This is a genomic window from Caproiciproducens sp. LBM24188, from assembly GCF_054130445.1.
The window spans coordinates 623288-649986 of record NZ_CP196862.1 but is presented as its reverse complement, the minus strand read 5'-3'; the positions used below and the strand labels follow the sequence as shown (position 1 = coordinate 649986).

The window sequence follows — 26699 nt, the reverse complement described above, 5'->3', positions numbered from 1 at the left end:
ACCCGATTTTTAACAACATAAAAAAAACAATCCGTAAGGGGCCTTACGCCGTCGCAATCCTGCGGTTCAGCGCATCCAGGGTCGCCTTTACTACGGCCATTCCGGCATCGTCACCCTGAAAAGAACTGCCAATCAGGCGTTCCACTTGGCCGCGGCTTTTTACCGCAACACAGACCGCAATTGCCTTTTCCCCGCTTAGGTCAAACATCTTGACGTCGGCGACGGAAAGCTGAACGGCCTCCTTCATATAATTTTCAACGGCGCCCAATGTGGCCTGACAGATCATTTTGTTGACTTCAAGCCGGTCATTCAGGGCGGAAGCCGTTCCGGAAAAGGAATGTTCCCCGTCGGTCAGCGTAACCGTAGCGCAGGAGCGCTCCTTGTTTTTGGAAATATTGATTTCTTCAAAAATTAGGCGAGTTCGTGAACAAGACGGGTTTTGGGCCGGGATCTGCGCAATGCTGATCAGCTTATGGTCGATATTCGTCCCGTACTGCGCGCTGATGGCAGACTGAATATCCCGTGCAATCTGCTTTGGCGCCCTGCTGTCGTCCGCCAGAACATGAATTTCCGAAAGACCCCTGTCCGAAAATACAACGCTTGAATTCAGTACACCCGGAAGCTTGCAAATCAGTTCATCATACTGTTTTACCATCTCATTTTGATTACTGTCCGCCATTTGCGAACGCCCCCCTAAGACGAAGCATTTTCCGGCGAGCCTTTAAGAGCAGGAAATTATTCCGGAATATAAATGATTATATAAAATTACCCTTTGTTTTTCAATCTTTTTTAGAAAAATAAAGAAACGAAAATACGAAATTAATGTTTAAATATACAAGAATTAGCATTTGCCTTTTAAAACGAAGTTCTTTGTCCTGCATTTATCCCGCAATTTTCGAAGTTTCGGCAGCACCGTTTTTTTACAGGCAGGTAAAAAAATCCGCACCCCTTTTTGAAGGAATGCGGATTTTATCTAGTTTATGAAAGCTTTCTTTCGCAGGCCAAAATCAGGTTTTTTTAATAAACCGCGTTCTGCACACCGGGCAGGTTACCTCTACTTTTCCCCGGCCTCTGGGCACCCGCAACCGGCTGGAGCAGTTCGGGCATTTAAAAATCCGGTTTGCCTGCCGATCCTGGAGGTTATACTTCATCCGGCGGAACCACCCGGAAATCGGATTCCAAAATCGAAGGAACGCCTGATTTTCACGGTACCGCTGGGTTGTGTTGCGGGAAAACATGCGCACAACTGCCAGTACAAGCAGAATCATGGCAATCAGGGCCAGAATCCCAAAACGGGCAATCTGGGCAACCAAATACAACACCAGATATCCAATCAGAAGGGCGTACGTAAGCTGATCGGGGCCATAGCGTCCCATCATCCATTGTCTGAATCGATCCATTCTTCAGCTGTCCTTTCGTAATTCACAATACACTTATTATAAAGCAAGCTTTTTTCGGATTCCTGAAAGAACCATGAACAAATTGTATCTTTCTTTTCATCCTTGGGTTTACTGCGCGGATTGCAGGCGATGATTGCCACGTATTTTTTCCAAAAGGGAGATTTCCACCTGAGGCGTGCCGTCGCCCCCAGAAATGACAAGATAGTCCCCGCCGGAAACGGATTTTGCCACATAGTCAATATCCCGGTAAAAGTCCATGACAAACAGCGGTTTTCCGTTTCTACCTCGCTCACTGCACACATAGCTGTAAACGCGGTCTTCCAGTGCTTCCAAGCCGGGGGTGCGGTTTATATAAGACCCAATCAGGCAGTCGTTCTGGATCATGCGGCGTGTAAATCCAGGCGACGTGAAAAATTTCACGTCCTCTTCGCTGTAATAGGCGTAATAGCCGAAGCAGCGCTCAGCCTCCCGCAGGCGGTGAAACACGTGCTCGACCGCTTCCCACTGGGAAACGGGCCAATCGCGGGCACCCGTCATTTCCACCATCAGCAGCAGATTGGGAATCTGCAGAAGCGAATCTTCCTGCCCCTGTGCCAGAAGCGCCGCCGGAGCGGCAATGCAGAACAGGCATTCCGGGCAGGCACGGCAGATTTCGCCCGCTGTTGCCAGGTCTTGTACGTTCGACGGCTGAAGCAGAAACGAAAAGATACCGAGTTCCGCCCCCTGGGCTACCAGAGAAAGCAGCTGTTCGCGGGCATCCATTTGGCTTTCCGCTTGGTCGAACCGGTAAATCAGCAGCCACGGAATCCGGCATCCGAGCTCTGTTTGGCGCTTCCGTAGTGTTTTCGCTCCGTAGCTGAGCGCAGTATACCCGAAATTCAAACTAAGCGTCTGCAAAGATTCCGTTTCCACGTTGCGAATCATCTTTACTATCAATTCATTGTACGGATTGCACGGATGCTTTAACACACTCCGGACAAGCGCAATAAATTTCCTTTGTACCGGTGAAGTGGAAAATAACTCGCCCAAATCCGCCAAATTCCGGATTCCGCGGCGCGGGTCCGTTCGGATGTCGTTGATTGCTTTGTTGATGATAGACCGGACGGTTCCCCTCATAAATTTATGCCTGTATTCCATACCTTACTCCTCAAACAATATCAAACAACGATCTTACAGTTTCAGTATAACAGCCGTACGAAAAAAAGGAATAGACAAAATCGGTATCTGTCAAAAAGAGGAGTCGGAAACGAAACCGCAACACCGAGCAGCCACTTCGCGGGGCGAAAAAAGCGTGCTGTTGAATGAATAAAAATTCATTCCGCAGCACGCTTTTGGAAATCCCAGACTCATTTTATAAAACCAGCCGGTAAGTCTGTTATTCCTCCGCAATCGCCGCCACGGAGCCGCCAATCAGCTCCAGCAGCGCTTTGGGTTCCAGTTCCACCTGCGCGCCGATTTTCCCGGCACTGACAATCATGGTGGGGACTTTTTCGCAGCTTTGGTCAATCACGGTTTTGAATTGTTTCTTCATTCCAATGGGGGAACAGCCCCCGCGGATATAACCGGTCACCTTGTTAATCTCATCCACACGAATCATTTCGACCGATTTTTCACCAACGCTTCTGGCGCACGCTTTCAAGTCCAATTCCTTTGCCACTGGCACCACGAACACGTAAAACTCTCGGCTTGCGCCGCGGGTCACCAGGGTTTTAAACACCTGCTCTTCGTTCTGCCCCAGCTTGTGTGCAACCGAAACGCCGTCGATTTTTCCGTCCTCGTGGTCGTAAAAATAAAATCGATAGGGGATTTTGGCTTTATCCAAAATCCGCATCACATTCGTTTTATTGTTGTCCTTTGCCAAACCGATTCCCTTCTTCACTGAACTGAAACGCACGGATTACGATTCAAATTTCCACTTGATGCCTTGCGGGGTATCCTCCAAAATGACATGGCGCGCCTTGAGTTCGTCGCGGATACGGTCGGCCGTGGCCCAGTCTTTATTCTTCCTTGCTTCCGCGCGCTGTGCGATCAGCGCTTCGATTTCCTCGTCGTGGGTTTCTTCCTTCTTCTGATACAGCAGACCGAGCACATCCGCGAGTTCGGTAAAGAGCTTCAGTGCGAAAGAGCAAAGCTCTTTGGACGGATTAGTGGAAGCGTTGATATTGGTATTGATGTCGCGCGCAAGGTCAAACAGTGCGGAAACGGCGTCCGCAGTGTTCAGGTCGTCTTCCATCGCTTCGATAAAGTGGTCCTGATATCCTTCCAGGCGGCGCATCACTTCGCGTTCGCCCTCTTTCTGCCCGGAGGGGACGTTCTTCATCAGGAATTCCAGGTTGTCGCGGCAGTTATACAGGCGTTCCAGCGCAGATTTGCACTGTTCAATAATTTCCGCGCTGTAGTTGATGGGCGTGCGGTAGTGGGAAGAAACCATCAGATAGCGGATGGGCTCGTAACCATACTGCTGCGCCACATCGCGGACCGTAAAGAAGTTGTTCAGGCTCTTGCTCATTTTGCGGTTGTCCACATTGATATAGCCGTTATGCATCCAGTAGTTGGCAAACGGCGCGCCGTTGCAGCATTCGCTCTGCGCAATCTCGTTTTCATGGTGCGGGAAAATCAGGTCCTGTCCGCCGCAGTGAATGTCGATGGTTTTGCCCAAATAGCGGCGCACCATGGAAGAGCACTCAATGTGCCAACCCGGGCGGCCTTCGCCCCACGGGGAGGTCCAACTCGGCTCGCCTGGCTTTGCGCCCTTCCAAAGGGCAAAGTCCATGGCGTCTTCCTTAATTTCTCCGGTTGCAATACGCGCGCCGGTCTGAAGATCCTCCAGCGGCTGATGCGACAGTTTTCCGTAATTCGGGTCTTTCAGAGTGCGGAAGTAAACGTCGCCATTTTCCGCAGGATACGCATATCCCTTGTCAATCAGGTCGGAAACCATCTGAATAATTTCATCAATATTTTCGGTGGCCAACGGGTGAATGGTGGCTGGGCGGACATTCAGGCCCTTCGCGTCCGTGCGGTATTCGTCGATGAACCGCCGGGAAACCGTCAGGTAATCCGTGCCCTCTTCATTCGCCTTTCGAATGATTTTGTCATCGATGTCGGTGAAGTTCTGAACATAGGTCACCTTCATGCCGCGGTATTCCAGGTAGCGCCGAAGCACATCGAATACGCAGATTGGCCGGGCGTTTCCAATATGGATGTAGTTGTAAACGGTCGGCCCGCACGCGTAAATTTTCACCTCACCGGCAGTAATGGGAACAAACTCTTCTTTTTGGCGCGTCAGCGTGTTGTAAATTTCCATTTTATTTCATATCCTTTCCGGGTTTCCTGTTCTAAGCAAAGATGCAAGCCCTTTCAAAAAGGTTGGCATTCTTACCCAAATCTGGCCAATCAGCCAAGTCCGGGTGAAAAAATTCTTTCCCCCTATTTTGTCTCTCTCAGGCAGTTAATATCATTTAAACGCTTCTGCATTTTCTCTAATTCAAAACTCATACGGCAAAGTTCCTGTGAAACCGGGTCCGAAACGTGAATCTGGTCCAGGTCACCAATGCGCTGGCCGTTCAGGCGGACCACCCGCGCCGGTACACCCACGGCGGTAGCGTTGTCCGGCACTTCGTCCAGCACGACGGCGCCCGCTGCCACGCGGGCGTTGTCGCCCACACGGAACGGCCCCAGAATTTTTGCCCCCGAACCCACCATCACATTGTTCCCCAGAGTCGGATGGCGTTTGCCGTGATCCTTGCCGGTTCCGCCAAGAGTTACCCCCTGATACAGGGTGCAGTTGTCGCCGATTTCGGTGGTCTCCCCAATGACCACGCCCATGCCGTGGTCAATGAAAAGGCCCTTCCCGATTTTTGCGCCGGGGTGGATTTCAATTCCCGTTTTGTGGCGGGCACGCTGGGAAATATACCGGGCAATAAACTTCATGTTGTGCTGATAAAACCAGTGCGCCCGGCGGTAAGCGCGAACCGCTTTGAACCCGGAGTACAGAAAATACACTTCCAGCCTTGACCTTGCGGCGGGGTCGCGGTCAATAATGGAATCGAGTTCTTCTTTTAGCTGACGAAACATAATACCCTCCAGTATGATCTCCACGGAGCGAGAAATCATCCGCCCGCACAAAAAGCCGCCTTCGCCCCAAAAGGGACGGAGGCGGCCAATTTTGCCGCGGTTCCACTCCGTTTTATCGCTTTGGGGCCGGTAACGGTGCCTGCCGTGCGGGGATACTAGGGGAATGCTCCCGGTTCCCTCCGCCTGCTCACGGATGCATTTTGCCGCATGCTCTGCAAAAGGCGCTTTCAGCCGGTGACGCCTTCTCTCTGGTGCTTCCTCTGCGGGTACTTCTTCCGTTCAACGCATTTTTCGATTCAATACTATAACACAGTATATTAACAATCGTAAAGAATGTGACAATAGTATATACCAAACACTCGGCAATGTAAACCCTTCGGCGGAAGGTTTCGCTGTCGTTTATATTCAATTTTATATACTTATATGATATGTTTACTATTTATAAGGCTGTTTTCTTGCACATTTTTCACAAGAAAATCTATGTGCCTCCACCATGCTTCGAAAGGGTGGACAAGAAGCGTATGAATCAATAAGACATATTTTCCAAACCATTATTTCGCAGTGCGGATCAATGCGAAATTCTGCTGAACATAGGTAACGCCGGAAATTACGGTCAGCAGCGTGGCAATATAAATCGTAATATCGCCGATCATCTGGAAAAGCAGTGCACTGCCGATGGAAAGCTCAAGCAGATACTGCAGCAGCAGGATGACGGAGATAGAAATCAGCTGGCTGACGGTTTTGGTTTTGCCCCACTTGTTGGCGGCAATCACCTTTCCCCCGTCCACCGCGACCAAACGGATAGAGGTCACAATAAACTCCCGTGCGATGATGAGAAGAACACACCAGGTCTGCGCAAACCCGAGCTGAACAAAACAAACCAGCGCGGAAATCACCAGTATTTTATCTGCAACCGGGTCAAGGAATTTGCCGAAATTGGTGACCTGATTATATTTGCGCGCCAGCTTGCCATCCAAATGATCGGTGTACGATGCAATAAGGAACAGCAAAAGCGCCCACAAATAGTGGTTCGGCAGGGCGGGCACCAAAACGGCCGCCACAAAAAACGGAACCAGTATCATTCGAAAAAGGGTTAGTTTATTGGGAAGATTCAATTACGGCGCCTCCTTCAGTTCAGTTGTTCGCCGGTCAGGTCGCCATCCACGCAATCCGTGATTTTGACCTGTATAAAATCGCCTGGCTTCGGCTTTTTGCCCGATACCGTAAAGAAAACCTTGCCGTCAATGTCCGGCGCATCCGCGTAAGAACGGCCGAACCAGCACTCCGCGTAACGGTCGAAGCCCTCTACCAGAATGCGCTGGGTCTTTCCGATGAAGCTTTCGCCCCATTCCTGCATCAGCCCCATCTGCTCTTCCATAATCAGCTCCATGCGGTGCTGCTTGACTTCGTCGTCAATTTGGTCAGGCATTTCGGCGGCCGCGGTGCCTTCCTCCCTGGAATAGGCAAAGCAGCCAAGGCGTTCGAATTTAATTTCGCGCACAAATTCTGCAAGTTCGGTAAAGTCTTCCTCGGTTTCCCCGGGGAAACCGGTAATCAAAGTGGTGCGCAGAATCAAATTCGGAATGCGTGCGCGCATTTTCTGAATCAGCGCCGTCAGCTCCTCACGGCTGCCGGAACGGCGCATCGCCTTTAAAAGCCGCGCACTGCAGTGCTGGAGCGGAAGGTCGATATATTTGACAATTTTCGGCTCCGAAGCGATGGTGTCAATCAATTCGTCCGTAATGGCATCCGGGTAACAATACAGAATACGAATCCATTCGATTCCTTCGATTTTGCAAAGCTCGCGCAGCAGCTGCGGAAGCATCAGCTTACCGGTCAAGTCGCGGCCGTATTTAGTCGTATCCTGCGCGATCAGCACCAATTCCTTCACACCGTTCCGAGCAAGCCCGCGCGCTTCCTCCAGAATATTTTCCATGGTGCGGGAACGGTACGCCCCGCGGATAAACGGAATGGCACAGTAAGCGCAGCGGTTGTCGCAGCCCTCCGCAATTTTCAGGTAAGCGAAATAGCTAGGGGTGGAAAGGGCGCGTTCCCCTTCCAGCGGCAGCAGCGTCTTTTCCGGGAACGTTTCTGTTTTTTTGCCATCCAGCACCTGCTGGATTACTTCGGCAATTCCGCTGTCTGCGCCGATGCCGACGACTGCATCCACTTCCGGAAGCTCTTTGCGGATTTCCTCGCGGTAGCGTTCCGCCATGCAGCCAGTGACCACAATCGCCTTAATTTTCCCTTCGGCCTTCAGCTTGGCCAACTCCAGAATCTCATCGATGGACTCCTGTTTGGCGGCGTCGATAAAGCCGCAGGTATTGACGATGGCGACATCCGCCATTGCGGGGTCGTTTGCCAGAAGATAACCGGATTTTTTCAGCGACGCCATCATCATTTCTGCGTCCACCTGATTTTTGGCGCAGCCGAGGCTCACCATTCCGATTCGATATGCCATGTTTGTTGTGACCATCCTTTCACGGTCGACCGGAGGTTTTGACGGTGCAGGCATGTACGGCGTTGCGCCGTATACCAAATTCCCGCCCTGCTTTTTTGCGGGAAAGACAAAACTTTATGTTTGAAAGATATTTCAAACTTCCCCTGTCTGTTAATTATGAATCATTTTATATTGGATCATTCCGATAATTTTATCCGCCCAAAGGCGGGAAAGCTACTCCACTTCGCCGCCCACACGACGCAGCGCCGTGCGGATATCATCCCAATGATAGCCAAGCCGCTGCAAAGCGGCTATGCAGCGGCGGCGGCCCTTTTCCTCCGCCAAATTCCCGGCATAGCGCCGTTGAATCAGCTCCATCAGTTTCTCGACTGGGTCGGGTGCGGATTCCTCCACCACCTGTTGGGCCAGTTCCCGGTCAATGCCCCTGCGCTGCAGCTCCTGCCGCGCACGCGCGGCGGAATATCCCTTGCGGTTCAACAGTTCGGCGGCAAGGGATTTCGCGTAGGCTTCATCATCCACCAGGCCAAGCTCCGCCATGCGCGCGGCAGCAGCCTCCGCGGCTTCCCGGGAGGCAACGCGGCTGATTTTGTCTGCCAGCTCCTTTTGGGAATGGCTGCGGTGTTCCAGCAAAAAAAGTGCCTTTTCCTCCGCGCGGCGGCGGTCACTGGACTGAATCAGCGTGTGAAGCTGCTCGTCATCCAGTTCCACGCCGGGCTTCATCCCGGCTTTCAGCAGGGTTTCCGTATCCAGATTCATAGCAAACTCGCCGTCCAGAAACAGCGCGGAAAGCCCTTTTCTGCGGGGTTCAATCGCTGTAACGAGCATGCTCAGTCATCCGCGTCAACGTCGATGTTGACATTTTTCGCGCGGGAAGAAGCCGGCTTTGCCGCCGCGGGCGCTTCCACCGCTACTGGTTTGGCCACCGAGGCCGGAGCAGGCGTGTTCTTGGCGTAAAGCTTCGCAATATTATCCCGGACCTGCTGCTCAATCTCATTCGCTATTTCTGTGTTTTCCTCGAGGAAAGTTTTCACGTTGTCGCGGCCCTGCCCAAGGCGGTTTTCCTTGTACGAGAACCACGCGCCGCTCTTCTGAATAATGTCCAGCTTAACGGCAAGGTCCAACAGCTCGCCCGTACGGGAAATTCCCCTGCCGTACATTACGTCAAATTCGGCTTCACGGAACGGCGGGGCAATTTTATTCTTTACCACTTTTGCACGGGTACGCGAACCGATTTGTTCCGTCCCGTTCTTCAGGGTTTCAATCTTTCGAATGTCAATGCGGACGGAAGCGTAAAACTTCAGTGCACGCCCGCCGGGGGTTACTTCGGGGCTGCCGTACATAACGCCCACTTTTTCACGCAGCTGGTTGATAAAAATGGCAACACAGTTGGATTTGGAAATGGCACCCGCCAGTTTGCGGAGCGCCTGGCTCATTAGGCGTGCCTGAAGGCCCACATGGCTGTCGCCCATTTCGCCTTCAATTTCCGCGCGGGGAACCAGCGCCGCAACGGAGTCGATGACGATGACGTCGATTGCACCGGAACGCACGAGTGCCTCCGTAATTTCAAGCGCCTGTTCACCAGTGTCCGGCTGGGAAACCAACAGGGAATCCACATCTACGCCAAGTGCGCGGGCATACACCGGGTCCAGCGCGTGTTCGACGTCGATGAACGCCGCGTTGCCGCCGTTTTTCTGCCCCTGCGCAATGCAATGCAGCGCCAGTGTTGTTTTACCGGAACTTTCCGGCCCGTAAATTTCCACGATACGGCCGCGGGGAAGCCCGCCGATACCCAGCGCCAGATCCAGCGAAAGCGAACCGGTCGGAATCGCTTCCACGTGCATTGCCTCGTTCTGGCCCAGGCGCATCACCGCGCCCTTGCCGAACTGCTTTTCTATTTGTGCAAGCGCCGTTTCCAGAGCTGCTCTCTTATCCGTTTTCTCCGTCGTCGCCATATCGATAACCATCCTTTCACAGATCCCGGTTTTGAGCCCTTCGTTGCCGAAGCGCCCTTCCGGTTTTCTCCCGTTGCCGCAGGCGTGTCAAATTGATTTCATTTCAAAATTATATCCGATTTTGGGGATAAAATCAATAGAATCCGGCAAGAATTTCGAACAAATGTTTAACATTTCTCTCCTTTGATTCCACAGACAACCCGCTCCAGCCCGTTGAAATCCCGGTGCACGCGAATCTGTGTAATGCCCTGTGTGCGGAACAGGGCAGATACCTCCTGCGCCTGCTGCTCTCCGATTTCCACCGCAACGACGCCGCCCGGTTTCAGCCGGGGCAGCCAGTTTTGCGCAATGGCACGGTAAAACAGCAGGCCGTCCGCCCCACCCTCCAGCGCTGTGACCGGCTCCCTGCGCACCTCGCGCTGAAGGATTGGGAGCTCGTCCGTGCGCACATAAGGCGGGTTGGAAACGATGCCGTCCCATTCAGAATAACACTGCGCGCTTTCCGGAGCCAGCACATCAAGCTGCACGGGCTCCACATGGGAAAGGCCGGTTTCCGCCACGTTGCGCGTCAAATAAGAATACGCCCCGGAATAAAGCTCCGCGGCGGTAATTTTCGCACTGGGCAAAAGCGTAGAAAGGCCGAGCGCCACCGCCCCCGTTCCGGAACAGAGGTCGATGATGCGGGGAGCAGCAACGCGCTGAAGCAGTTCCGCTGCGGTGCGAACCAAAAGCTCGGTTTCCTCGCGGGGAATCAGCACACCTTCGCCCACACGAAGTTCCAGATCCAGAAACGGCCATTTCCCCAGCAGGTACTGCAGCGGGGTGCCCTCTGCCCGCGCGTGGATATCGCACAAATACTGTTCCGTTTTTTCCGGTTCGGCGGGCTGGTCATCCCGAAGGATGCGGTTCTGGCGGTCCAGACCGAACGCCTTTTGGAACAGGCAGTCCGCGTCAAACCCGGGGCTGTCGACTCCCGCCTGGGAAAGCGCGCGGCGGCCCTTCCGGTAAACCTGCCCCAGCGTTGCTGCGCCGGACTCCGTTTTACAAACACTCACAGAACAATCTTATCCTCTCCGTTTTCCGGAATGACCTCCTGCATCGCCGCAATGGCGACTTCAATCATGCTGTCGTCCGGTTCTTTGGTTGTAATATGCTGCACCCACATGCCGGGGGCGGAAACAATGTGCGTCAGCCAGTTGTCGTTCCGGCCGCAGAACCGAATCATCTCGTAGCCAAGCCCAACAACGATCGGAATGCACAGCAGCTTCACCACCGTGCGCAGAACCGGGTTGGAAAACGGGATAAAAAAGCCGATCAAAATGCCCAAAATCAGCATAATAACGATAAAACTGGTGCCGCAGCGGGGATGAAAGCGGCTGTGGCGGCGCACATTCTCCACCGTAAGCTCCTCATTGTTTTCATAGCAGAAAATAGTCTTATGTTCCGCGCCGTGGTATTCAAACAAACGGTGGATTTCCGGCATACGGGATACCAGAATGATGTAAATCAGGAAAATCAGAATCCGCATAATTCCTTCCACCGGTGAACGCCACACGTTGATCGCCGGCCCGGAAATATAGTCGCGTACCAGGTTAAAAAGAACGGTTGGCAGTGCGAAAAACAGTACAATGGCCAGCAGAACCCCCAGTATAGTGGAGGCCGTCATAATTGCGCCCATCATTTTATCGCCGAACTTCTCCTGGACCCACCGGTCAAATTTCGAAGGCTCTTCGTCCTCCTCCAAACCGGATTTTTCCACGGAGTAGGCAAGCGCCTTATACCCGGCCCCCAGCGAATCCACCAGAGCCGCAATGCCGCGCAAAAACGGCCATTTCAAAAACGGATATTTTGCGCCGAGCGGCTGGGTTTCCATTTGCTGCAGGGAAATTGTTCCGTCGCTCTGGCGCACAGCGACCTCGGTTTTTTTCGGGCCGCGCATCATAATGCCCTCCACAAGAGCCTGCCCGCCGATGGAGGTGATGCATTTAGTTTGTTCTCTAGCCATTGAATTCGGTATTCCTTTCTTCTTTCATTTCCTCGTTTTCGGTAAATTTGGTTTCGAGCTGTTTCAGGGTCGGAATGGCAATCGTCACCGCGGTGCCCACACCCTCGTGGCTTTCAATTTCCAGACTGCCGGAATGAAGCGCCATGATTTCATCCGCAAGGGCAAGCCCAATGCCGGAACCGCGGATAGTCTGATTTGCCTTGTAGAACTTCTTTTTTACATTCGGCAGGTGCTCCGCCGGGATTCCGCAGCCGTTGTCGCTGATGACCACGCGGATCATGCCGTCCGATTCGGATGCGGTCACACTGATGGTGCCGCCCTCGCTGGTATATTTTAGGGCGTTGTCAATAATATTAATAAAAACCTGCCTTAACCGATTGATATCGCCCAGAACCGGCGACAAAATTTCCGGTTCTTCGTAAAGCAGAAATTTATGTTCGTTTTTCGCCCGCTCACTGAACATGTAAACCGCCTCGCCCAGTTCGGCGAGGATATCGATTTTATCCATGGTAAGCGTCATGCGGCCGCTCTGCATGCGGGAAAAGTCGAGCAGTTCCTCCACAATGCCGGAAAGGCGCTCCGATTCATGAATGATGATGGACATGCCCCGCTCCTGCGTCTGGCGGTCAATGTCGCCGCCCTGCATGGTTTCTGCCCAGCCCTTAATTGCTGTAAGCGGTGTGCGCAGTTCGTGCGAAACGGAGGAGATAAAATCGTTCTTCATTTTTTCCGCCATGCCCAGTTCGTCCGCCATTTCATTAATCGTGTCGCACAGGCGGCCAATTTCGTCGTCGTTCTGCTTGCGAATGCGCACATTAAAGTCACCCTGCGCAATGCGCTTAGCGGTCGCGCCGATTTCCTTAATCGGCGAAATAATGGAATTCATAAAGTAATAACTGGAAATGATGACAAAAAGGATAACCAGAAGCCCGGCCAGAATCAGCATACCGACAATCAGAAACACCTGGCGGTCGGCTTCCTCCAGCGAAACCACATAGCGGATGGCCCCGACAAAACTGCCGTAATCGTTGCGCATCACACGGGTAACCGCCATCACCTTTTCCCCGCTGGTCAGCTTGCCCGTCCAGGTGCCATAACCGTCCGCGCTTTTGAGCGCGGCTTTGTAGTCCGGCATTGGCTGCGTCTGGTCCGGGTCAAACCCGACCGATGTAATAATGATTTTCCCGTTGGAATTGTAAACCATCAGCTCCATACTTTCCTTATTCGGAAAGTTTTCCACATAGTTTCGCGCGGCCGTGCTGAATTCCTTGGCGGATTTTCTGCCGTAATCAGCAAACACATTGGTCAGCTCGCCCGAGCGGCCGTTAATGGCCTGCTGAATGCCGTTATACACATAGCTTTGAATGACCAGCGAAAGCGTCAGGACAAGCATCACTAAAATCAGCAGGATGACGCCGAGGCTGTTCAGCAGCCATCGCTTGATAATTCCTGTTGCCTTCATCTGCTCACCCCTCCAAAAAGATTGCCGGCTTAAGCAGCGGTCAATGCCTTGCCCGCTTTATGCCTCCCATTTATAGCCCAGCCCCCAGACCGTAATGATGTGCTGTGGGTTGGAAGGCTCTTCCTCAATTTTCATCCGCAGTCTGCGGATATTGACGTCCACAATTTTTTCTTCCCCGAAATACGCGTCGCCCCACACATGCTTTAAAATATCGGTGCGGTCCAACGCCGTTTTCGGGTTGGAAAAGAAATACTCCATAATCTGAAATTCCACCTGCGTCAGTTCCACCGGAACGCCCTTCTTCATCAGCGTACGGTTGCGCAGGTTCAGCGAAAAGTCGCCGGATACAATCTCTTCCTTGAAATTGTTTTCATTGCGCATCTGTTCCAGCGCAACGCGCCGGTAAACAGCATCTACGCGGGCCACCAATTCGCTGGGGCTGAACGGTTTTGTCACATAGTCGTCTGCGCCCATCATCAGCCCGCTTACCTTATCCATCTCCTGCGTTTTAGCCGTAAGAAGAATAATGCCGATGGAACCGCTTTTGGCACGCAGCTCCTTGCATACCGCCAGACCGTCCATCTGCCCGGGCATCATAATATCCAGCACGGCAACGTCAATATTGCCCTGCTCCCGATTATAAATCTGCATGGCCTCGTCGCCGTTGGCCGCCTCAAGACAGTCGTATCCGGCTCGTTTTAGATTGATGACTACAAATTCGCGGATTGCCTGTTCATCCTCCGCCACCAGTATTCTTTTCATCGATTTATTCCTCCGTTCCGGTCTTGGCGCAGCGCCTAATCCGAATTAATCAGTTGAAAGCTGGCCTTTACGTCCTCCGTACTCAACGAAAGCGGCCGGCCCGGGGACGGGCAGCTTGCCGCAAAAACAAGATTGTTGTTGTCAAGAAGCTTGAAAAAGCCGGATGTGCCCATACCTTTCTCCCATTCCGCCTGAGAGAAAACCTGAATTTTCAGCAGCGGCGCGCCGGTTACCCCGACCGGGTTCTTCTTTGCGGGCGACCATTCATAAAATGTGATCGTCCGGGTTGCGGTGTCGGTTTTCGTCGTAATTTTCCCCTGCCACACGTCGGGGATTAGGAACCAATAGCCGTCGGAATAATTCACCACCATGCTCATAACGCGCACAAACGTGTTGGTCTTGGTGTCGTAGCGGTTCCAGTTGGTCATATAAGCCGCATCGTCCGCTGAAGATCCGGTATAACCGGGCATCAGGCTAACCAGGGGCACTTCAATAATTTTATCCCCGTTAATATCTTTGGACACTACCGAAGTGCTGCGCTGCGCCGTATTGGCGCTTTTCGTCTTTCCATCATAAAACGGGGAGCACAGCGTTTTTGACGTTTTGTCCCAGTACAAAAGCTCTGTAACCAGGGTCGTGGCATTTTTAAAGCCGTCCAACACAACGCCGTTCTGCTTTTCGTTAATCAGGCCCGACTGCATAGAGGCATATTTGCTTACCCCGCTGTCCATCCGGCAGGAACCGATAATCTCCGCCGTATTTTTCCGGACGGAATACAGCCGTGCAAGGGCAGGGTCGTCCCCGGAGCTGACATTGGCGGTAAAGATTTCATCGCAGCCATCCCCGTCGAAATCCATCACGGTCATCTCCGTATAGGGCTGATTCAGCTTCAGCTCGTTCATTTTTCCATTTTTATAATAATATACACAGATCGTGCTGGTGCTGTTCAGGCTGCTGCCCCAGCCGACCACCACGTCGTCTTTTCCGTCGCCGTTCAGGTCACCGAAGCAGACCTTATCCACCTGTGCCGCAGGGTTGTTGAAAAAGCCGACTCCCGTCCACTGGCCGTCCTGCTTCATCATGAACATCAGGTTGGTTCCGGTGGACTCGTCGCCTTTCTGGTAAATCGCCATGGCTTCGTCTTTTTTATCCCCGCAGATATCGTGGGTAATAATGGCGGAGCGGTAGTCGCCGCTGCTGGGATATTTCAGCGTAATCTTTTCGCCGGCCTTGCTTTCCAGCAGCGCATGGATGCCTGCCTTTTCCCCGGTGGGCTTGGGCGGGCGCATCAAGGTTTCCGCGTCCAGGCCCGCAAACGAGCACCCGGAAAGGAGCAGCGAAAGCGCAAGAACAACAGCGGTCAGTTTCAGCTTCAAGGCATTTCTCCCTTTCCATTCCAAGGCAAAATCATAAATCCTGAACTTTATTAAAAATGATTGGCCGTTCTTCCTTCTGAAATTCACAGGGCCGCCACGGGTTTACGGGAGCGGCAGCCCCCCGGCATGATTATTTATTATAGCATATAGCAGTTAAAAAAACAGTATCAAAACTGTAAATAAAATGCCGCCCCGCTTGTGCGGGACGGCATTTTTTTACGCTTTTACGGCTTTTGGGTTACTGATTTTAAGTCGTAATACTTCGAAACCGCCACATTTTCCGGAGCGTTTGGATCGGCCTGTAGGTCGCCAACATATAAAACATAGGGTTTTGCGGAAAGTGGTTTGACCGTTACGTCCTTTTGTTGTGACTTTTGGTAAACGGTCCGTCTCTGAGAAAGCTCGCCATGGTACTGCGCGGCTTCCCCGTCCAAGATGGAAATGACCGCGCTCGCGCTGGTAATCTTTCTCACATTGTTGGAACCAACACAGCTGAGGGAAAACAGCACGCCGAACACGATCAGCACCGGGAACACATACTTCTGGCTCAGGCTGACCCAGCGCTGGAACACCATTTGTTCGGCATCCTTCGATTCCGGCTTTGCAAACTGCCGGAACAGCCAACCGGTAAAGTAGAACAGATTCACCAACACAAGAAAAACATAGCTGAAATAAACGATATTCAAAAGTCCGGGCGCCTCCACGGTTCCCCAGGTGTAGTAGGAAGGCAGGAACTGCAAAAACAGCACCACAAAGCTCGCCGCCGGAACAAGAAGCGGAAGCCGGAAGGAAAACTTGGAGGTCCGCACAATGCTGCTAATCGGCAAAATGAGGAAAAGAGCCGCAAGTACAACCAGCGGGGTTGTCCACTGATACGGGTAAACCAGCGCCGCTTTCAAGGAATTGAGGAAGGCACCGGGCAGGGCAGAAAATTCAATCAGAGCCCCATGATGGATGGGAGTCTGCATGGTAGCGAACACGCTGAACAGAAGTGCCTCGGTAGCAAGAAAAACCGACACCGCAGGCAGAACTGCGCGAATCGTTCTCTTCAGGAACCCCAAAACCGCCAGAGCAGCCAGAACCACTATGGTCAGCAGCGCTGTGGAGCCGTTTCCGCCCCCTAACAGGACAGAAGCAACCACCACAATCACACCGCAGAGTATTTTCATGGGCAGCTTTTTTGCACGGTAGAACAGCAGCACCAGGCTGACTACAATCAGAAATAGGGAGTAGCATCCCGTGTAAAGCACCGTCCCGCTGTACCAATAAAGGCCCTGTGCGGGGGATGGCAAAAAGTTGAGCGACATTCCAATAGAAACAGCGCTGAACAGAAAATAAGCCCAAAGGTTGGCTTTCAGGGTATTCATTAGAACCTGCTTAAACAGCAGCAGGTTTGCAAGCAGGAAGCCCGCAATCGCGAGCAGCGGCGTAATCCAATAGGCTTGTTCCGAAACAGCAGACGGCGTTAGGGACATGAAAAAGACTGCGGCGAAATTGCCCTGCCCGCCCGCAAAGGCAGTATGAACCGATTGAGCTGCCGCGGGGAACACGCTGAAAAGGGAGCCGGACTTTGCAATGGCCTTCGAAGCTTCCAGCCCATAGATAAAATCACCCGTACTGGGGTGGTCGTACAGGGCAATCCAAATCAGCGGGACCAGTGATAGAACAAAAACGGCAGAAACAATCACACTGGGCCAAAACAGATTCAGCTTCGGCTCGAGTTTGGGGTCCGATTTCGACTTTAACTCCGATTTGGACTTAGGCTCGAGTTTCGACTTTGGCTCAGCTTTGGCCTTCGATGCCAATTTCGGCTTTGGTTCGGTTTTTGGGATTGGCTTAGGTAAAGGATTAGGCGATGGTATCGTTTCCATAATTCAAACCTCTTTATCCTGACAGAAATAGAATGCATAAAGCATATTAATTCCATTTTTAACATTATACAATAATATCGGACAAATAAAAAGTAGATTTTAGGAATTAATTGTCGCAAATATAGGTGCCTTTAAAAATGTGTGACCAAAACGTTCGCCGCCTTGCTTAAAAGTGAATTTGTTTGCAGCAGCGGCCGTGCAAAATATTTTGGCCTTTCCGCAGCGGTAATACTGTATAGCAGAACCCCTTTACGCAATAGGATTCATGCGTGTTGTGACGCGATTAAATGTAAAATTATGGAAAGTAAATAACCTTCACACATTTCCGCTGCATTCTGTAATTCGAAACAGCGGCGGCTCGAAAGGGATACCCCCGAGCCGCCGCACAGGCTATATATGAAAAAGACTAGCTTAACTGAACGTCCAGCTCCACGTCGCCGACCCCGGTGCGCACATTCGCGCAAAGCACTGGCAGAACCTGCGCCATTTCGTATTCCCCGACCAGAACCTTCGGAGGCTGAATATCGCAGATGATATTCTGTTCCGACAGCCCGGTCATGGCGTTACCGCTGATGATATTGGCAATCTCGCCCATAGCGGACGTTACAAATTCATCAATTTCTTCAAATTCCATGCCGCACATGATTTTCACCATTTCCAGTGCGGTCTTCTTTGGAAAACGGTATAAAACTTCTCCGGTCAAATCGCCCGTCACGTCAATCGCTATATTCAGGTCGCTCCCGGTATTCGGGACAACATCGCGTACTTCAGGCTCTTCCGTGCTGGCTTCCAGATTCAGCATCATTTTAAACGCTTCGCCGGTCGCTTTCGAAAAGGGGATGAAAATACCGTCATTCATGGTTATTCCCTCCCTTGCTTTTAACATCTTCCTCAATTCTATGGTCGGCGGCCGCTGCGTGGTTAATCAGCCACGCAAGCAGTTCCCCGGCAAACTTGCTGTGCCAGCGTCTCATTTTCCGGGTCCTGTTCAAACCGGGCGGCAGTTTCGGCCACATACTGCACCATGGCATTGTGCTGTTTCCGGTGCTCCTACGCGGGGGGATATCCCACTTTCCCCATTTTCCGCGTTCATATTTTATATATCGTCATTATAGCACAAAAATAGAGTTTTTTCACATCGAATCTCAAAATTATATAATACGACAGTTTTGTGACCAAAAATGTTTGCTGCTTTTAGAAATTTTATACAGTTGCCGCAAAAATCAGCATGCCGATGTTGTCCCGATAGATTTCGTCGAACTGGGAAATGGGCAGCGGATTTACCCCGCGGCCAACCTCAATGGTGTAGCCCGGGCGGCGCGTCTGCTGGATAAACCAGTCCTTATATCCGGCAAAAGACGCGATGCCGGTGGTTTCGTCCAGCCGGTAACCGCTGATTTGGGACAGCTGCTCCCCAATGGTTCGCCCTTCCGGCGGAGCCATATTCATAAAATTCCAGTAAATCACTTCTCCCTGGCTGTGGTACGCCATGACCAGACGGAAGTTATGGCGATTGGTAAACGCCACCATTGCCTGTGTTTCCGGTTCCGATACCGGGTACGGCCCCGAATAGCGCGTCGGTCCGGGCCCGGTTACGCCATACTCTGCCTCTGCCGCCTTGGAAAGATCCCACGCCGCGTCGTAGTTGTGGTTCAGATCCACACCACGGTTGTTCGCCTCCCAGTCCCTGGAAAAGTCCGTGCTGCCCTTATTCCATTGAATCAGGTCGGTGTAATACGGATTCGACGGGGACAGGCCGTTCAGCACCAAATCGACCCCGTCCGGGTTGACCATTGGAACAATATAAATACTGCTCTGGTTCCACAGTACTCTCGGGTCATATCCGCCTGGCAGCATCTGCCCGGACGTGTACGCCCGTAAATACTCTTCCGTAAATTTCATCAGGAGCGGAGAGGTAATCCATTCCAGCGCATGATGCGCTGCGTTGTACGACACCTCGTTCGGTCCGGTTCCGAGCCGGATGTAAAAAAGATTCCGCCCCAGCACGCTGTTCCCGATGCTGCCCGTTTCCAAAAACGGGTAACGCGCTTTCAGGCCGTCAATGTCCCTTGCCAGCACTTCGTACGTATAATTGATGTTCGTGTCTACAAGGTTCATTTCATAGGGCACAACGATGCGCTGCCCGATCATCAGCCGATTCGGGTCCTGGTCCGGGTTCGCTATTGCGATGGTTTCGGGCCTCACCCCATACCTTTGCGCAATGGACCCAAACGTGTCGCCCGGACGGATGACATAAAGGTCATACCCACGCAGGAACGGTTCTAAAACACGGTAGGTGTTCGGCCCCACAATCCCATCGGGCGTAAGCCCGAACCGGCGCTGAAACGCAATCACGGCATTTTCCGTGCGCGGGCCAAACACGCCGTCCACCGCGCCCACATCGTACCCAAGCTTTTGGAGCAGCGCCTGCAGTTCCATGACGTCGCTCCCCGACATTCCCACTCTCAGCGTTCTCATACTGTCGCCTCATTCTCCGGCTTTATCGCCGATTATTTTCCTTTTGCAAATTTTATTCTATTGTATTGCCATGCAGAAATATTTGACACTGATTTCTGCAAAACAAAACAGTTGCAAAAGGAAACCCGCCTGCGCAGCATGTGCACCCGGTGAAAAAGCCCACATTGGCGTTCCTCCTTACAGAAGGAACGCCAATGTGGGCAGTCCAGAGCACAAGACAGCTCTTATAATTCCGCTTCCTTATATTTATGTTCCATTGCCATATTCAGTCGATGGAACGGTTTTTTCAGCAAAGCCATCAGCAGGTATACGCCGCAGAAGCCAAGCAGGGCAAGCACACTGCTTCGCACGCCGCCCCACTCCGGCCCGGCAATCGCCTCGCGGAATCCGTTGATGGCATAGGTAAACGGCCAGAGCGGTTCCAGCACGCCAAAAATTTTCGGGTTGGTCTGTATGGGGTAAATGCCGCCGGCGCCGGCAATTTGAAGTACCATCACCACAACGGCAATCGCCTTGCCGACGTTTCCGAAAATGGAAACTAAGGTGAAAATCATAATGGTGAACGTGAGCGAACACAGCGCACTGAAGCCCATCATCAGGCCGAAATTCACCGGTTTCACCCCCAGAATCAAAACATCCCCCAGCGAAATAATCGTGGACTGAATCAAGGAAATCGACAGGAACAGGAGCATTTTCCCGAAATGCTTCTGTTTCAGGTTCAGCTTTACCCCTTCGATGGTGTCCCGGCACTCCACAGACAGCAGCGCGCACGCCAGCAGTGCCCCCACCCAGATGGCCAGAACCGTATAAAAGGGAGTCAGCCCCACGCCGAACACGCCGCCTTCATAAACGTCAATCTCCTTGACCTCCAATGGGGAAGACAGGAAGTCCGCCACTTCGGACGGATGATTCTCAATAATATCCATCAGATTATGAATTGTTTCGTCGCTGACGGTACCCATTTTTTCGGAAAGCTTATTCAAATTGTCTTGCAACGTGCTCAGTTTTTCGTTCAGCTGATCGGCTTGTTGAACAGACAACTGGCTGCTCGCTTCGCCAAAGGCAGCCAACGCCTTCAGCTGTGGAAGAATTGATTTGGAAAGCTCCAGCACACTGTTTGTGTTGTCCATCTGCGTCGTCAGGGAAGTCACCATGGTATTCAGCAAAGGGGAGCCCTTGGTATAAAACGAGCTGGATACGGTCTGAATCTGGTTGGTCACTTCGGCGCTGAGTTTTGATAAGTCACTGAGTTCCGTCTTGATTTCTGACTTCGTGGAGCCGCTGTGCACCGCGGCGGCAAGTTTGTCCAGTGCAGACTTTTCCGCCAGAACAAGCTGATCCATATATTTTATGCTGTCGTACAGGAACGTAAGGGAACTCAGGTTCTCCGACTTGTTCAGTGTCTGGATGTTTTTCATGTCGGCTTTGAGCATGTGATGGACGGAGGTGCAGATCTCCGCGCACTGCTGGGCAATTTTCACCGTGTCGGAGTCGATGGTGTTGCCGTTGATGTTTCTCAGCGCGGCGAGCAGCGCCTGATTTTTATCATCCAGCACCTGCAGCTGCGAAAGGTCGCTGTTCAGGTCGGAGGAAATGGTCTGTACGGTCTGCTGGGTGCGAAGCGTAAGCGTTTTCCCTGCCTGCGCCACCTGCTCCAGGTGGCTGATCTGATCCGTTACCGTAGGAAGCATATCAACCGTTTTTCGCAGATATTTTTGAAAATTTTCCGAATTTTCGTTTGCCTGGCTGATATTTTGTTTCAACTTGGAAATATTTCCGCTGGCTTCGGCCAAGGTGCTTTTCAGTTCGGACACCTGCGACGCGCTGAAGTTGCTCTTTTCCGCCCCAGCCTGTATCATCTGCATGGCCTGCTCGTTTACGGTTTTAATAAAATTGCTCTGGATATTGCTGACCAGCTTATCTTTCGCTACATTAGTAATTTTTGCGGCGATAGCATTCAGCTTTTCATTCACACGGTATACTACGGCCGGCTTGTGCGGGGTTGCCGTGGTCATGCTGACCAACCCGGAAGAAAAATTGCGTGGGATTTCAATCATGGCGTAATACCGGCCCTCGTTCAGGCCGTAGTTGGCCTGCCATTCGTCCACAAAATTCCAGCCAATCGACTTATTCTTCTTCAGCTGTTCCACCACGCTGTCCCCCACGTTGATGGTCTTTCCGTTGAACGCCGTGCCCTCATCGTTGTTTACAATGGCGACAGGCAGGTTGCCCGTGTTGGAATACGGGTCCCAGCACGCATAAATATTAATCCACGCGTAAAGCGACGGCAGAAGGCACAGCCCAACGATAATGATGAAGGCTGCCAGATTGTGCGTAATGGTATGAACGTCCTGAAAAAAGATTAGAAAAACCGGTCGTATGCCATAGAACCAGATGCGATGCACCCAATCAGCAATTTTATGGAAAAACGAACGTATAATACGCAACGGAAGCACCCCCCTTTATTCCCCGATTCCGGATTCTTTGAAGCGCCGTTCAAAACGGTGTATTTTCGCGTAAAGCGGTTCAATGGCAAAGAAGCCGAACAACAGGAACACCACACCAAACAGCGTAAGCGCGACAAAGTCCTGCACCACGCTGGTTACAAGTGGGCCGGCCACCGCCTCCCGCAGGCCCCCAACCGTATAGGTAAACGGAAACAGCGGCTGAAGAACCTTGAAAATCGGGGGGTCAACCTGAATGGGGTAGCTTCCTCCGCTGCCCGCCAGCTGCAAAATCATATAAATTATGGACAACGCCTTTCCAATGTTCCCTAGCGTACTCATCAGGGTAAAGGTAATCACGCAGAAAACGAAGGACGAATACACACAGAACACCACAAACAAAAAGGCATTTACTGTATAAATCTTTAAAATAAAAATATCGCCCAGTGCCACAATCAGCCCCTGAATCATGGAAAGGGTCAGAAAAATCATCATTTTGCCAAAATGTTTTTCCCTGCGGTTGAGGGTTTCTCTTCCCTGAAACGACCCCACCTCGGGCTTTAAAATGGAGTTCAACACCAGGCAACCCACCCACAGGGCCAGCGTGGAATAAAGGGGCGCCATGCTGGAGCCGTAATTGGGAATCGCGTTGATGGACTCCGACTTCAGGTCAAACGGGTCGGACAGAAAGCTGCCCATAAACTCCGGGTTGCTTTGCAGAATGGTAATAATCTGCGCAATGTCATCGTTGCCCGTCATTTCCAGCTTACTGCCGAGCAGCGCAATCACATTCTTGAACTCGATCAGCCGCTTGTTCAGGTCGTCGGAAAGGGTGGAAGCCAGGCTGCTTCCGTTCTGCGCGGTCTGAACCATATTGCTCAGCTGCGTACTGAGCTCCTGTGCCAACTGAATCAGTTCCGCGGAGTCCTTTGCTGACGCTTCCAGATGGTCGGCAATCGCGTTTAACTCTTCCTTTGCGCCGGAATTGTAAGCGAGCAGCGCAGCGTTCAGCTGCGTGCCGATTTTTGCGGCATCGGCATTCACCGCATCCGCAATGCCCTTGGCAATGCTGCCGGCATTGTTCAGCTGCTGCTGAATATTGCTGAACTGTATTTTTTCGTCCTGTAAATAAGGCTGGATATTCTTGAGGGATTTGATGATTGCATCCAGCTCATCGGATTTGTCATCATTGGTGGCCTCCACGGTTTTTAGGAATGAAACCGCCTTGTCAATCCGGGTGCATGCGGTATCAATCGTCTGCATGGTGGAAGCCAACGCCTCGTCCAAAGCCTTCAACGCAGCCTGTACACTGTCACGGGAATTGCGTATGGATTCAAGCGCGGAAACCAGGGCATCTTTCAGCCCCGAAGACTGGATTCCCTTCAAAATGTTGATCAGCTGTGCCAAATCGGGATTATTCCAGGTTTCATTCAGCGTCTCCATCTGCGAAATCGTGGTGCTAAGCTGGGAATCTAGTTCGTCAACCTGCTGTTCCAGTCGGGGAATCTGCTGATTCAAATAATCATACAAGGTATCCAGACTGTTGTTCAGCCTCGTAATCTGCCTGCGTGTAGAGTCCAGCTGCGCTTTAAAACTGGTAAGGGAGGTTTTCAGGTTCTGCAGGGAGGTGACCATCTTCCCAATGTCTTCGTTCAAATCGACGGACTCGCAGGCCTTTAAGTAGTCGATGGTTGCGTCCAACGCGCTGTCCATACTGTCCAGTTCCGCGTTAATCCCCGGCAGAACGGCATTCACCTTTGTTGTGTTTCGTTCGGAAACTGCCGCATTTAAATCGTCAAACAACTCCTGAATCCGGGTATTGGAGGTCTGCAGATAGTTTAAATTTGTATTGACGTTTTCGATGGAATTGTTCAGCGCCGTTTTGGCGGACTGAACCGCGCTAAGCTCGTCGGAATTGCTCTTTTCCGCCAGCTGCAGCCCGCTTTGAATGGAGGGAAGCGCCGCGCTGATGCTGTCCAGAAGAGCGTTGACATTATCCGACTGGGTATGAATGGTCTGCAGCGAATCTGTGATGGTTCCCATGCCGCTGTTCAGCTTAATAATGGAATCCTTGAGCTTTAAAATGCTTTCGCGGTTGCTGTCCACATCCTTGCCGACCGAATTCAATTCGGAGAAAATCGTCTGATTCACGGTTGACACGAAATTGGACTGAATCTGCTGCACGAGCGTATTCTTTGCCGTTTCCGCAATTTTCCCTGCCACGGGGTTCACTTTGGTGTCCGCTTTATAAATAATCTGGGGCTTCTGTGGGTGGTCCGACAAAACCGTCAAGAATTTGGAGGAAAAATCCTGCGGAATCTCAATCGCGGCATAGTAGGTACTGTCTGCCAGGCCAAGGTCCGCCTGTCGGGAGCTGACAAAAATCCACTTGATTTTTTTATTCTTTTTCAGCTGCTCCTCCACGCTGGCGCCAATGTTGATGGACTTTCCCTGAAACAAAACGGCTTTGTCGTTGTTCACCACAGCAACCGGGATATCCCCGGTGTTTTCGTACACATTCCAACAGGCGTGGATATTGACCCATGCGTACAGGGATGGAATCACGCATAGACCGGCCATAATGAGAAGGGCGACCGGATTTTTCATAATGCTTTTCAAGTCCCGCCGATACACTTTTAAGAGATTACGGAATTTCATGCTTTCCCCTTTTTTAACCCTGCCGTAGAACAATACCTCACCGACTGCGCCGAAAAGGAAGGTACGGACTTACTCCGCACATACCACGTATCATCAAAACCGGTGAATAAATTCTGAAATGAAACGGCGGCCCGTCAAGAAGCCGCAGGTATAATTATAATGCATTTTTTGGTAACTTTGAATAGACAAAAATCCAAATTCGACGGCAAAAAAGAATGAAATACAAGAATTTTATTTGGCTATTTGTGCCAATTTTGCCAGGCATCGTCAGAATCCATTCCCAAGCAAGTTGGCATCTATTTTCCTTGGAACCTCCCGTAAAAAGAGCAGCAAAAAACCCCGTCGGCATACGCCGACGGGGTTTAAACTCGATTTGCCTGCCGATTGTATCAGCCGGTCAACGGTATCGTGCCATAAGTGCTGCCCGGCGCGCACGGTATTCCACCGTGCTGATTCTTCCGGCTTCCCAGGCAGCTTCCAGCAGCTGAAGCTCCCGTTCTGTTTCATCCAGATAGCGAACCGTCTGCCGTTTCGGCTGGATTCCGGCGATGGAAACCATCAGCACAGCCAGCAATAAAATTCCCAGCAACAGGCCAAGCCATCCGGCCACTCCGAGTACAACGTTCATTACCATCGGCTGAAAACCTCCTAAAATGATGGGAAAACTCCTCTTATCCGAAGTGGTCAAAAACTTTCGTCCTGATCATTCCCCGTTTCGCGGAGCGGCAACTTTTGATGCCTCAAAGACGGCATTAAAATCACTGTTTTTATCATACAAGACACTTATGTCGAAAGTATGAATTTCAGCGCTCCATTTTCTGGTTATGGGGAAAATTCAGGCACCCCGTCCGCTGGGAAAAATACGTGCTTAAAGCTGTTGGGACGCTTCGCGCAGCAGGGCGATTTCCCGCGCGTAACCCGCTATGTCATTCGGCGTTTCCAGGTAAAACGGCAGCGCGCACAACGCCGGATGGTTGATGATGCGCACCATGGCCTCCAGACCAATGGTGCCCTGCCCAATTTTCTGGTGGCGGTCCTTATGGCTGCCCATCGGGTTCATGCTGTCATTCAGGTGGACCGCACGCAGGCGGTTTAAGCCGATGACGCGGTCAAATTCCGCCAGCACTTCGTCCAAGTGATTTACAATGTCGTAGCCGGCGTCGAATACATGGCAGGTGTCAAGGCAGACGCCCATTTTTTCAGAAAGGGTTACGCCGTCCAGAATCGCCTTCAGTTCTTCAAACGTGCGCCCCACCTCGGTGCCCTTGCCCGCCATGGTTTCCAGCAAAACGGTGGTGGTCTGCTCCGGCTTCAAAATGGCATTCAGCAGTTCGGTAATCTGCCGGATTCCGGTTTCCGCCCCCTGCCCCGTGTGGCTACCCGGATGAAAGTTGTAATAGTTCCCCGGCAGGTATTCCATGCGGTGCAGGTCGTCCTCCATAGTGGTGCGCGCAAATTCCCGTGTTCTTTCCTCGGCGGAACACGCGTTCAGCGTATAGGGTGCGTGCGCCAGCAGCACCGCAAAATTGTGCTCCTGCGCAAGCTGCAGGAGCGCGGCGGCATCTTGTGGGTCCACCTCTTTCGCCCGGCTGCCGCGAGGGTTGCGGGTAAAAAACTGGAATGTATTCGCCCCCAGCTTCAGCGCTTCCTTTCCCATTGCCAGGAATCCTTTGGATGCCGACAGGTGGCAGCCAATTTTCAACATACGCTTTTCCTTCTTCTTTCCGGTGCCGCATTTCGCCGCGTCACTCCGGAC

At 51.9% G+C, this 26699-nt stretch carries 23 protein-coding genes and 1 other annotated feature; all 23 genes read right to left on the bottom strand.

Features of this window, described 5'->3' with window-relative positions; genetic code table 11:
• Positions 1-43 precede the first annotated feature (43 nt).
• A complete protein-coding gene (locus ACSVDI_RS02980) occupies positions 44-679 on the bottom strand; it encodes a hypothetical protein (RefSeq protein ID WP_457944607.1) in 636 nt (211 codons plus the stop codon).
• A 328-nt stretch (positions 680-1007) separates the two neighbouring features.
• Entirely contained in the window at positions 1008-1400 is a 393-nt protein-coding gene (locus tag ACSVDI_RS02975) for a BRcat domain-containing protein (protein WP_457944606.1), read from the bottom strand.
• Positions 1401-1508: 108 nt separating this feature from the next.
• A complete protein-coding gene (locus tag ACSVDI_RS02970) occupies positions 1509-2537 on the bottom strand; it encodes a hypothetical protein (RefSeq protein WP_457944604.1) in 1029 nt (342 codons plus the stop codon).
• A gap of 238 nt (positions 2538-2775) precedes the next feature.
• Entirely contained in the window at positions 2776-3261 is a 486-nt protein-coding gene (gene ybaK / locus ACSVDI_RS02965; protein ID WP_457944603.1) for a Cys-tRNA(Pro) deacylase, read from the bottom strand.
• A gap of 36 nt (positions 3262-3297) precedes the next feature.
• The gene (gene cysS / locus ACSVDI_RS02960) at positions 3298-4704 is read right to left on the bottom strand and encodes a cysteine--tRNA ligase (RefSeq protein WP_457944601.1); all 1407 of its coding nucleotides are present in this window, start codon (positions 4702-4704) and stop codon (positions 3298-3300) included.
• Between the two features lie 122 nt (positions 4705-4826).
• Positions 4827-5474: a serine O-acetyltransferase gene (cysE, locus tag ACSVDI_RS02955; protein WP_457944599.1), complete on the bottom strand. Its 648-nt coding sequence runs from the start codon at positions 5472-5474 to the stop codon at positions 4827-4829.
• 74 nt (positions 5475-5548) lie between these two features.
• Positions 5549-5766, bottom strand: a binding site (T-box leader).
• 259 nt (positions 5767-6025) lie between these two features.
• Positions 6026-6589, bottom strand: coding sequence for a CDP-diacylglycerol--glycerol-3-phosphate 3-phosphatidyltransferase (gene pgsA / locus ACSVDI_RS02950; protein ID WP_457944597.1), 564 nt, complete (start codon positions 6587-6589; stop codon positions 6026-6028).
• Between the two features lie 14 nt (positions 6590-6603).
• A complete protein-coding gene (gene rimO / locus ACSVDI_RS02945; RefSeq protein WP_457944595.1) occupies positions 6604-7935 on the bottom strand; it encodes a 30S ribosomal protein S12 methylthiotransferase RimO in 1332 nt (443 codons plus the stop codon).
• A gap of 213 nt (positions 7936-8148) precedes the next feature.
• Positions 8149-8760, bottom strand: coding sequence for a regulatory protein RecX (locus tag ACSVDI_RS02940; RefSeq protein ID WP_457944594.1), 612 nt, complete (start codon positions 8758-8760; stop codon positions 8149-8151).
• A gap of 2 nt (positions 8761-8762) precedes the next feature.
• The gene (recA, locus tag ACSVDI_RS02935; RefSeq protein ID WP_457944592.1) at positions 8763-9887 is read right to left on the bottom strand and encodes a recombinase RecA; all 1125 of its coding nucleotides are present in this window, start codon (positions 9885-9887) and stop codon (positions 8763-8765) included.
• Positions 9888-10054: 167 nt separating this feature from the next.
• A complete protein-coding gene (prmC, locus tag ACSVDI_RS02930) occupies positions 10055-10942 on the bottom strand; it encodes a peptide chain release factor N(5)-glutamine methyltransferase (protein ID WP_457944590.1) in 888 nt (295 codons plus the stop codon).
• Positions 10939-11892 (bottom strand): DUF1385 domain-containing protein, encoded by a 954-nt coding sequence (locus tag ACSVDI_RS02925; protein WP_457944588.1) that lies wholly within the window; start codon positions 11890-11892, stop codon positions 10939-10941. Before ACSVDI_RS02925 ends, prmC begins: the two co-directional genes overlap by 4 nt.
• Complete coding sequence (locus ACSVDI_RS02920) at positions 11885-13354, bottom strand: sensor histidine kinase (protein ID WP_457944586.1); 1470 nt, start codon at positions 13352-13354, stop codon at positions 11885-11887. The genes ACSVDI_RS02925 and ACSVDI_RS02920 overlap by 8 nt, the downstream gene beginning before the upstream one ends.
• Positions 13355-13411: 57 nt before the next feature.
• Positions 13412-14116: a response regulator transcription factor gene (locus tag ACSVDI_RS02915; protein WP_457944584.1), complete on the bottom strand. Its 705-nt coding sequence runs from the start codon at positions 14114-14116 to the stop codon at positions 13412-13414.
• Between the two features lie 35 nt (positions 14117-14151).
• Entirely contained in the window at positions 14152-15492 is a 1341-nt protein-coding gene (locus ACSVDI_RS02910; RefSeq protein WP_457944582.1) for an FG-GAP-like repeat-containing protein, read from the bottom strand.
• 224 nt (positions 15493-15716) lie between these two features.
• Positions 15717-17363, bottom strand: a complete 1647-nt coding sequence (locus ACSVDI_RS02905) for a hypothetical protein (protein WP_457944581.1) — start codon at positions 17361-17363, stop codon at positions 15717-15719.
• A gap of 406 nt (positions 17364-17769) precedes the next feature.
• Positions 17770-18222 (bottom strand): chemotaxis protein CheX, encoded by a 453-nt coding sequence (locus ACSVDI_RS02900; RefSeq protein WP_457944579.1) that lies wholly within the window; start codon positions 18220-18222, stop codon positions 17770-17772.
• Entirely contained in the window at positions 18215-18337 is a 123-nt protein-coding gene (locus tag ACSVDI_RS02895; RefSeq protein WP_457944577.1) for a hypothetical protein, read from the bottom strand. The genes ACSVDI_RS02900 and ACSVDI_RS02895 overlap by 8 nt, the downstream gene beginning before the upstream one ends.
• Before the next feature lie 229 nt (positions 18338-18566).
• Complete coding sequence (locus tag ACSVDI_RS02890; RefSeq protein ID WP_457944576.1) at positions 18567-19841, bottom strand: M14 family zinc carboxypeptidase; 1275 nt, start codon at positions 19839-19841, stop codon at positions 18567-18569.
• 224 nt (positions 19842-20065) lie between these two features.
• Entirely contained in the window at positions 20066-22288 is a 2223-nt protein-coding gene (locus tag ACSVDI_RS02885; protein ID WP_457944575.1) for a YhgE/Pip family protein, read from the bottom strand.
• Between the two features lie 15 nt (positions 22289-22303).
• Entirely contained in the window at positions 22304-24943 is a 2640-nt protein-coding gene (locus tag ACSVDI_RS02880) for a YhgE/Pip family protein (protein ID WP_457944574.1), read from the bottom strand.
• A 397-nt stretch (positions 24944-25340) separates the two neighbouring features.
• Entirely contained in the window at positions 25341-25577 is a 237-nt protein-coding gene (locus tag ACSVDI_RS02875; RefSeq protein WP_457944573.1) for a hypothetical protein, read from the bottom strand.
• A gap of 234 nt (positions 25578-25811) precedes the next feature.
• Complete coding sequence (locus ACSVDI_RS02870) at positions 25812-26648, bottom strand: deoxyribonuclease IV (protein WP_457944572.1); 837 nt, start codon at positions 26646-26648, stop codon at positions 25812-25814.
• Positions 26649-26699 lie beyond the last annotated feature (51 nt).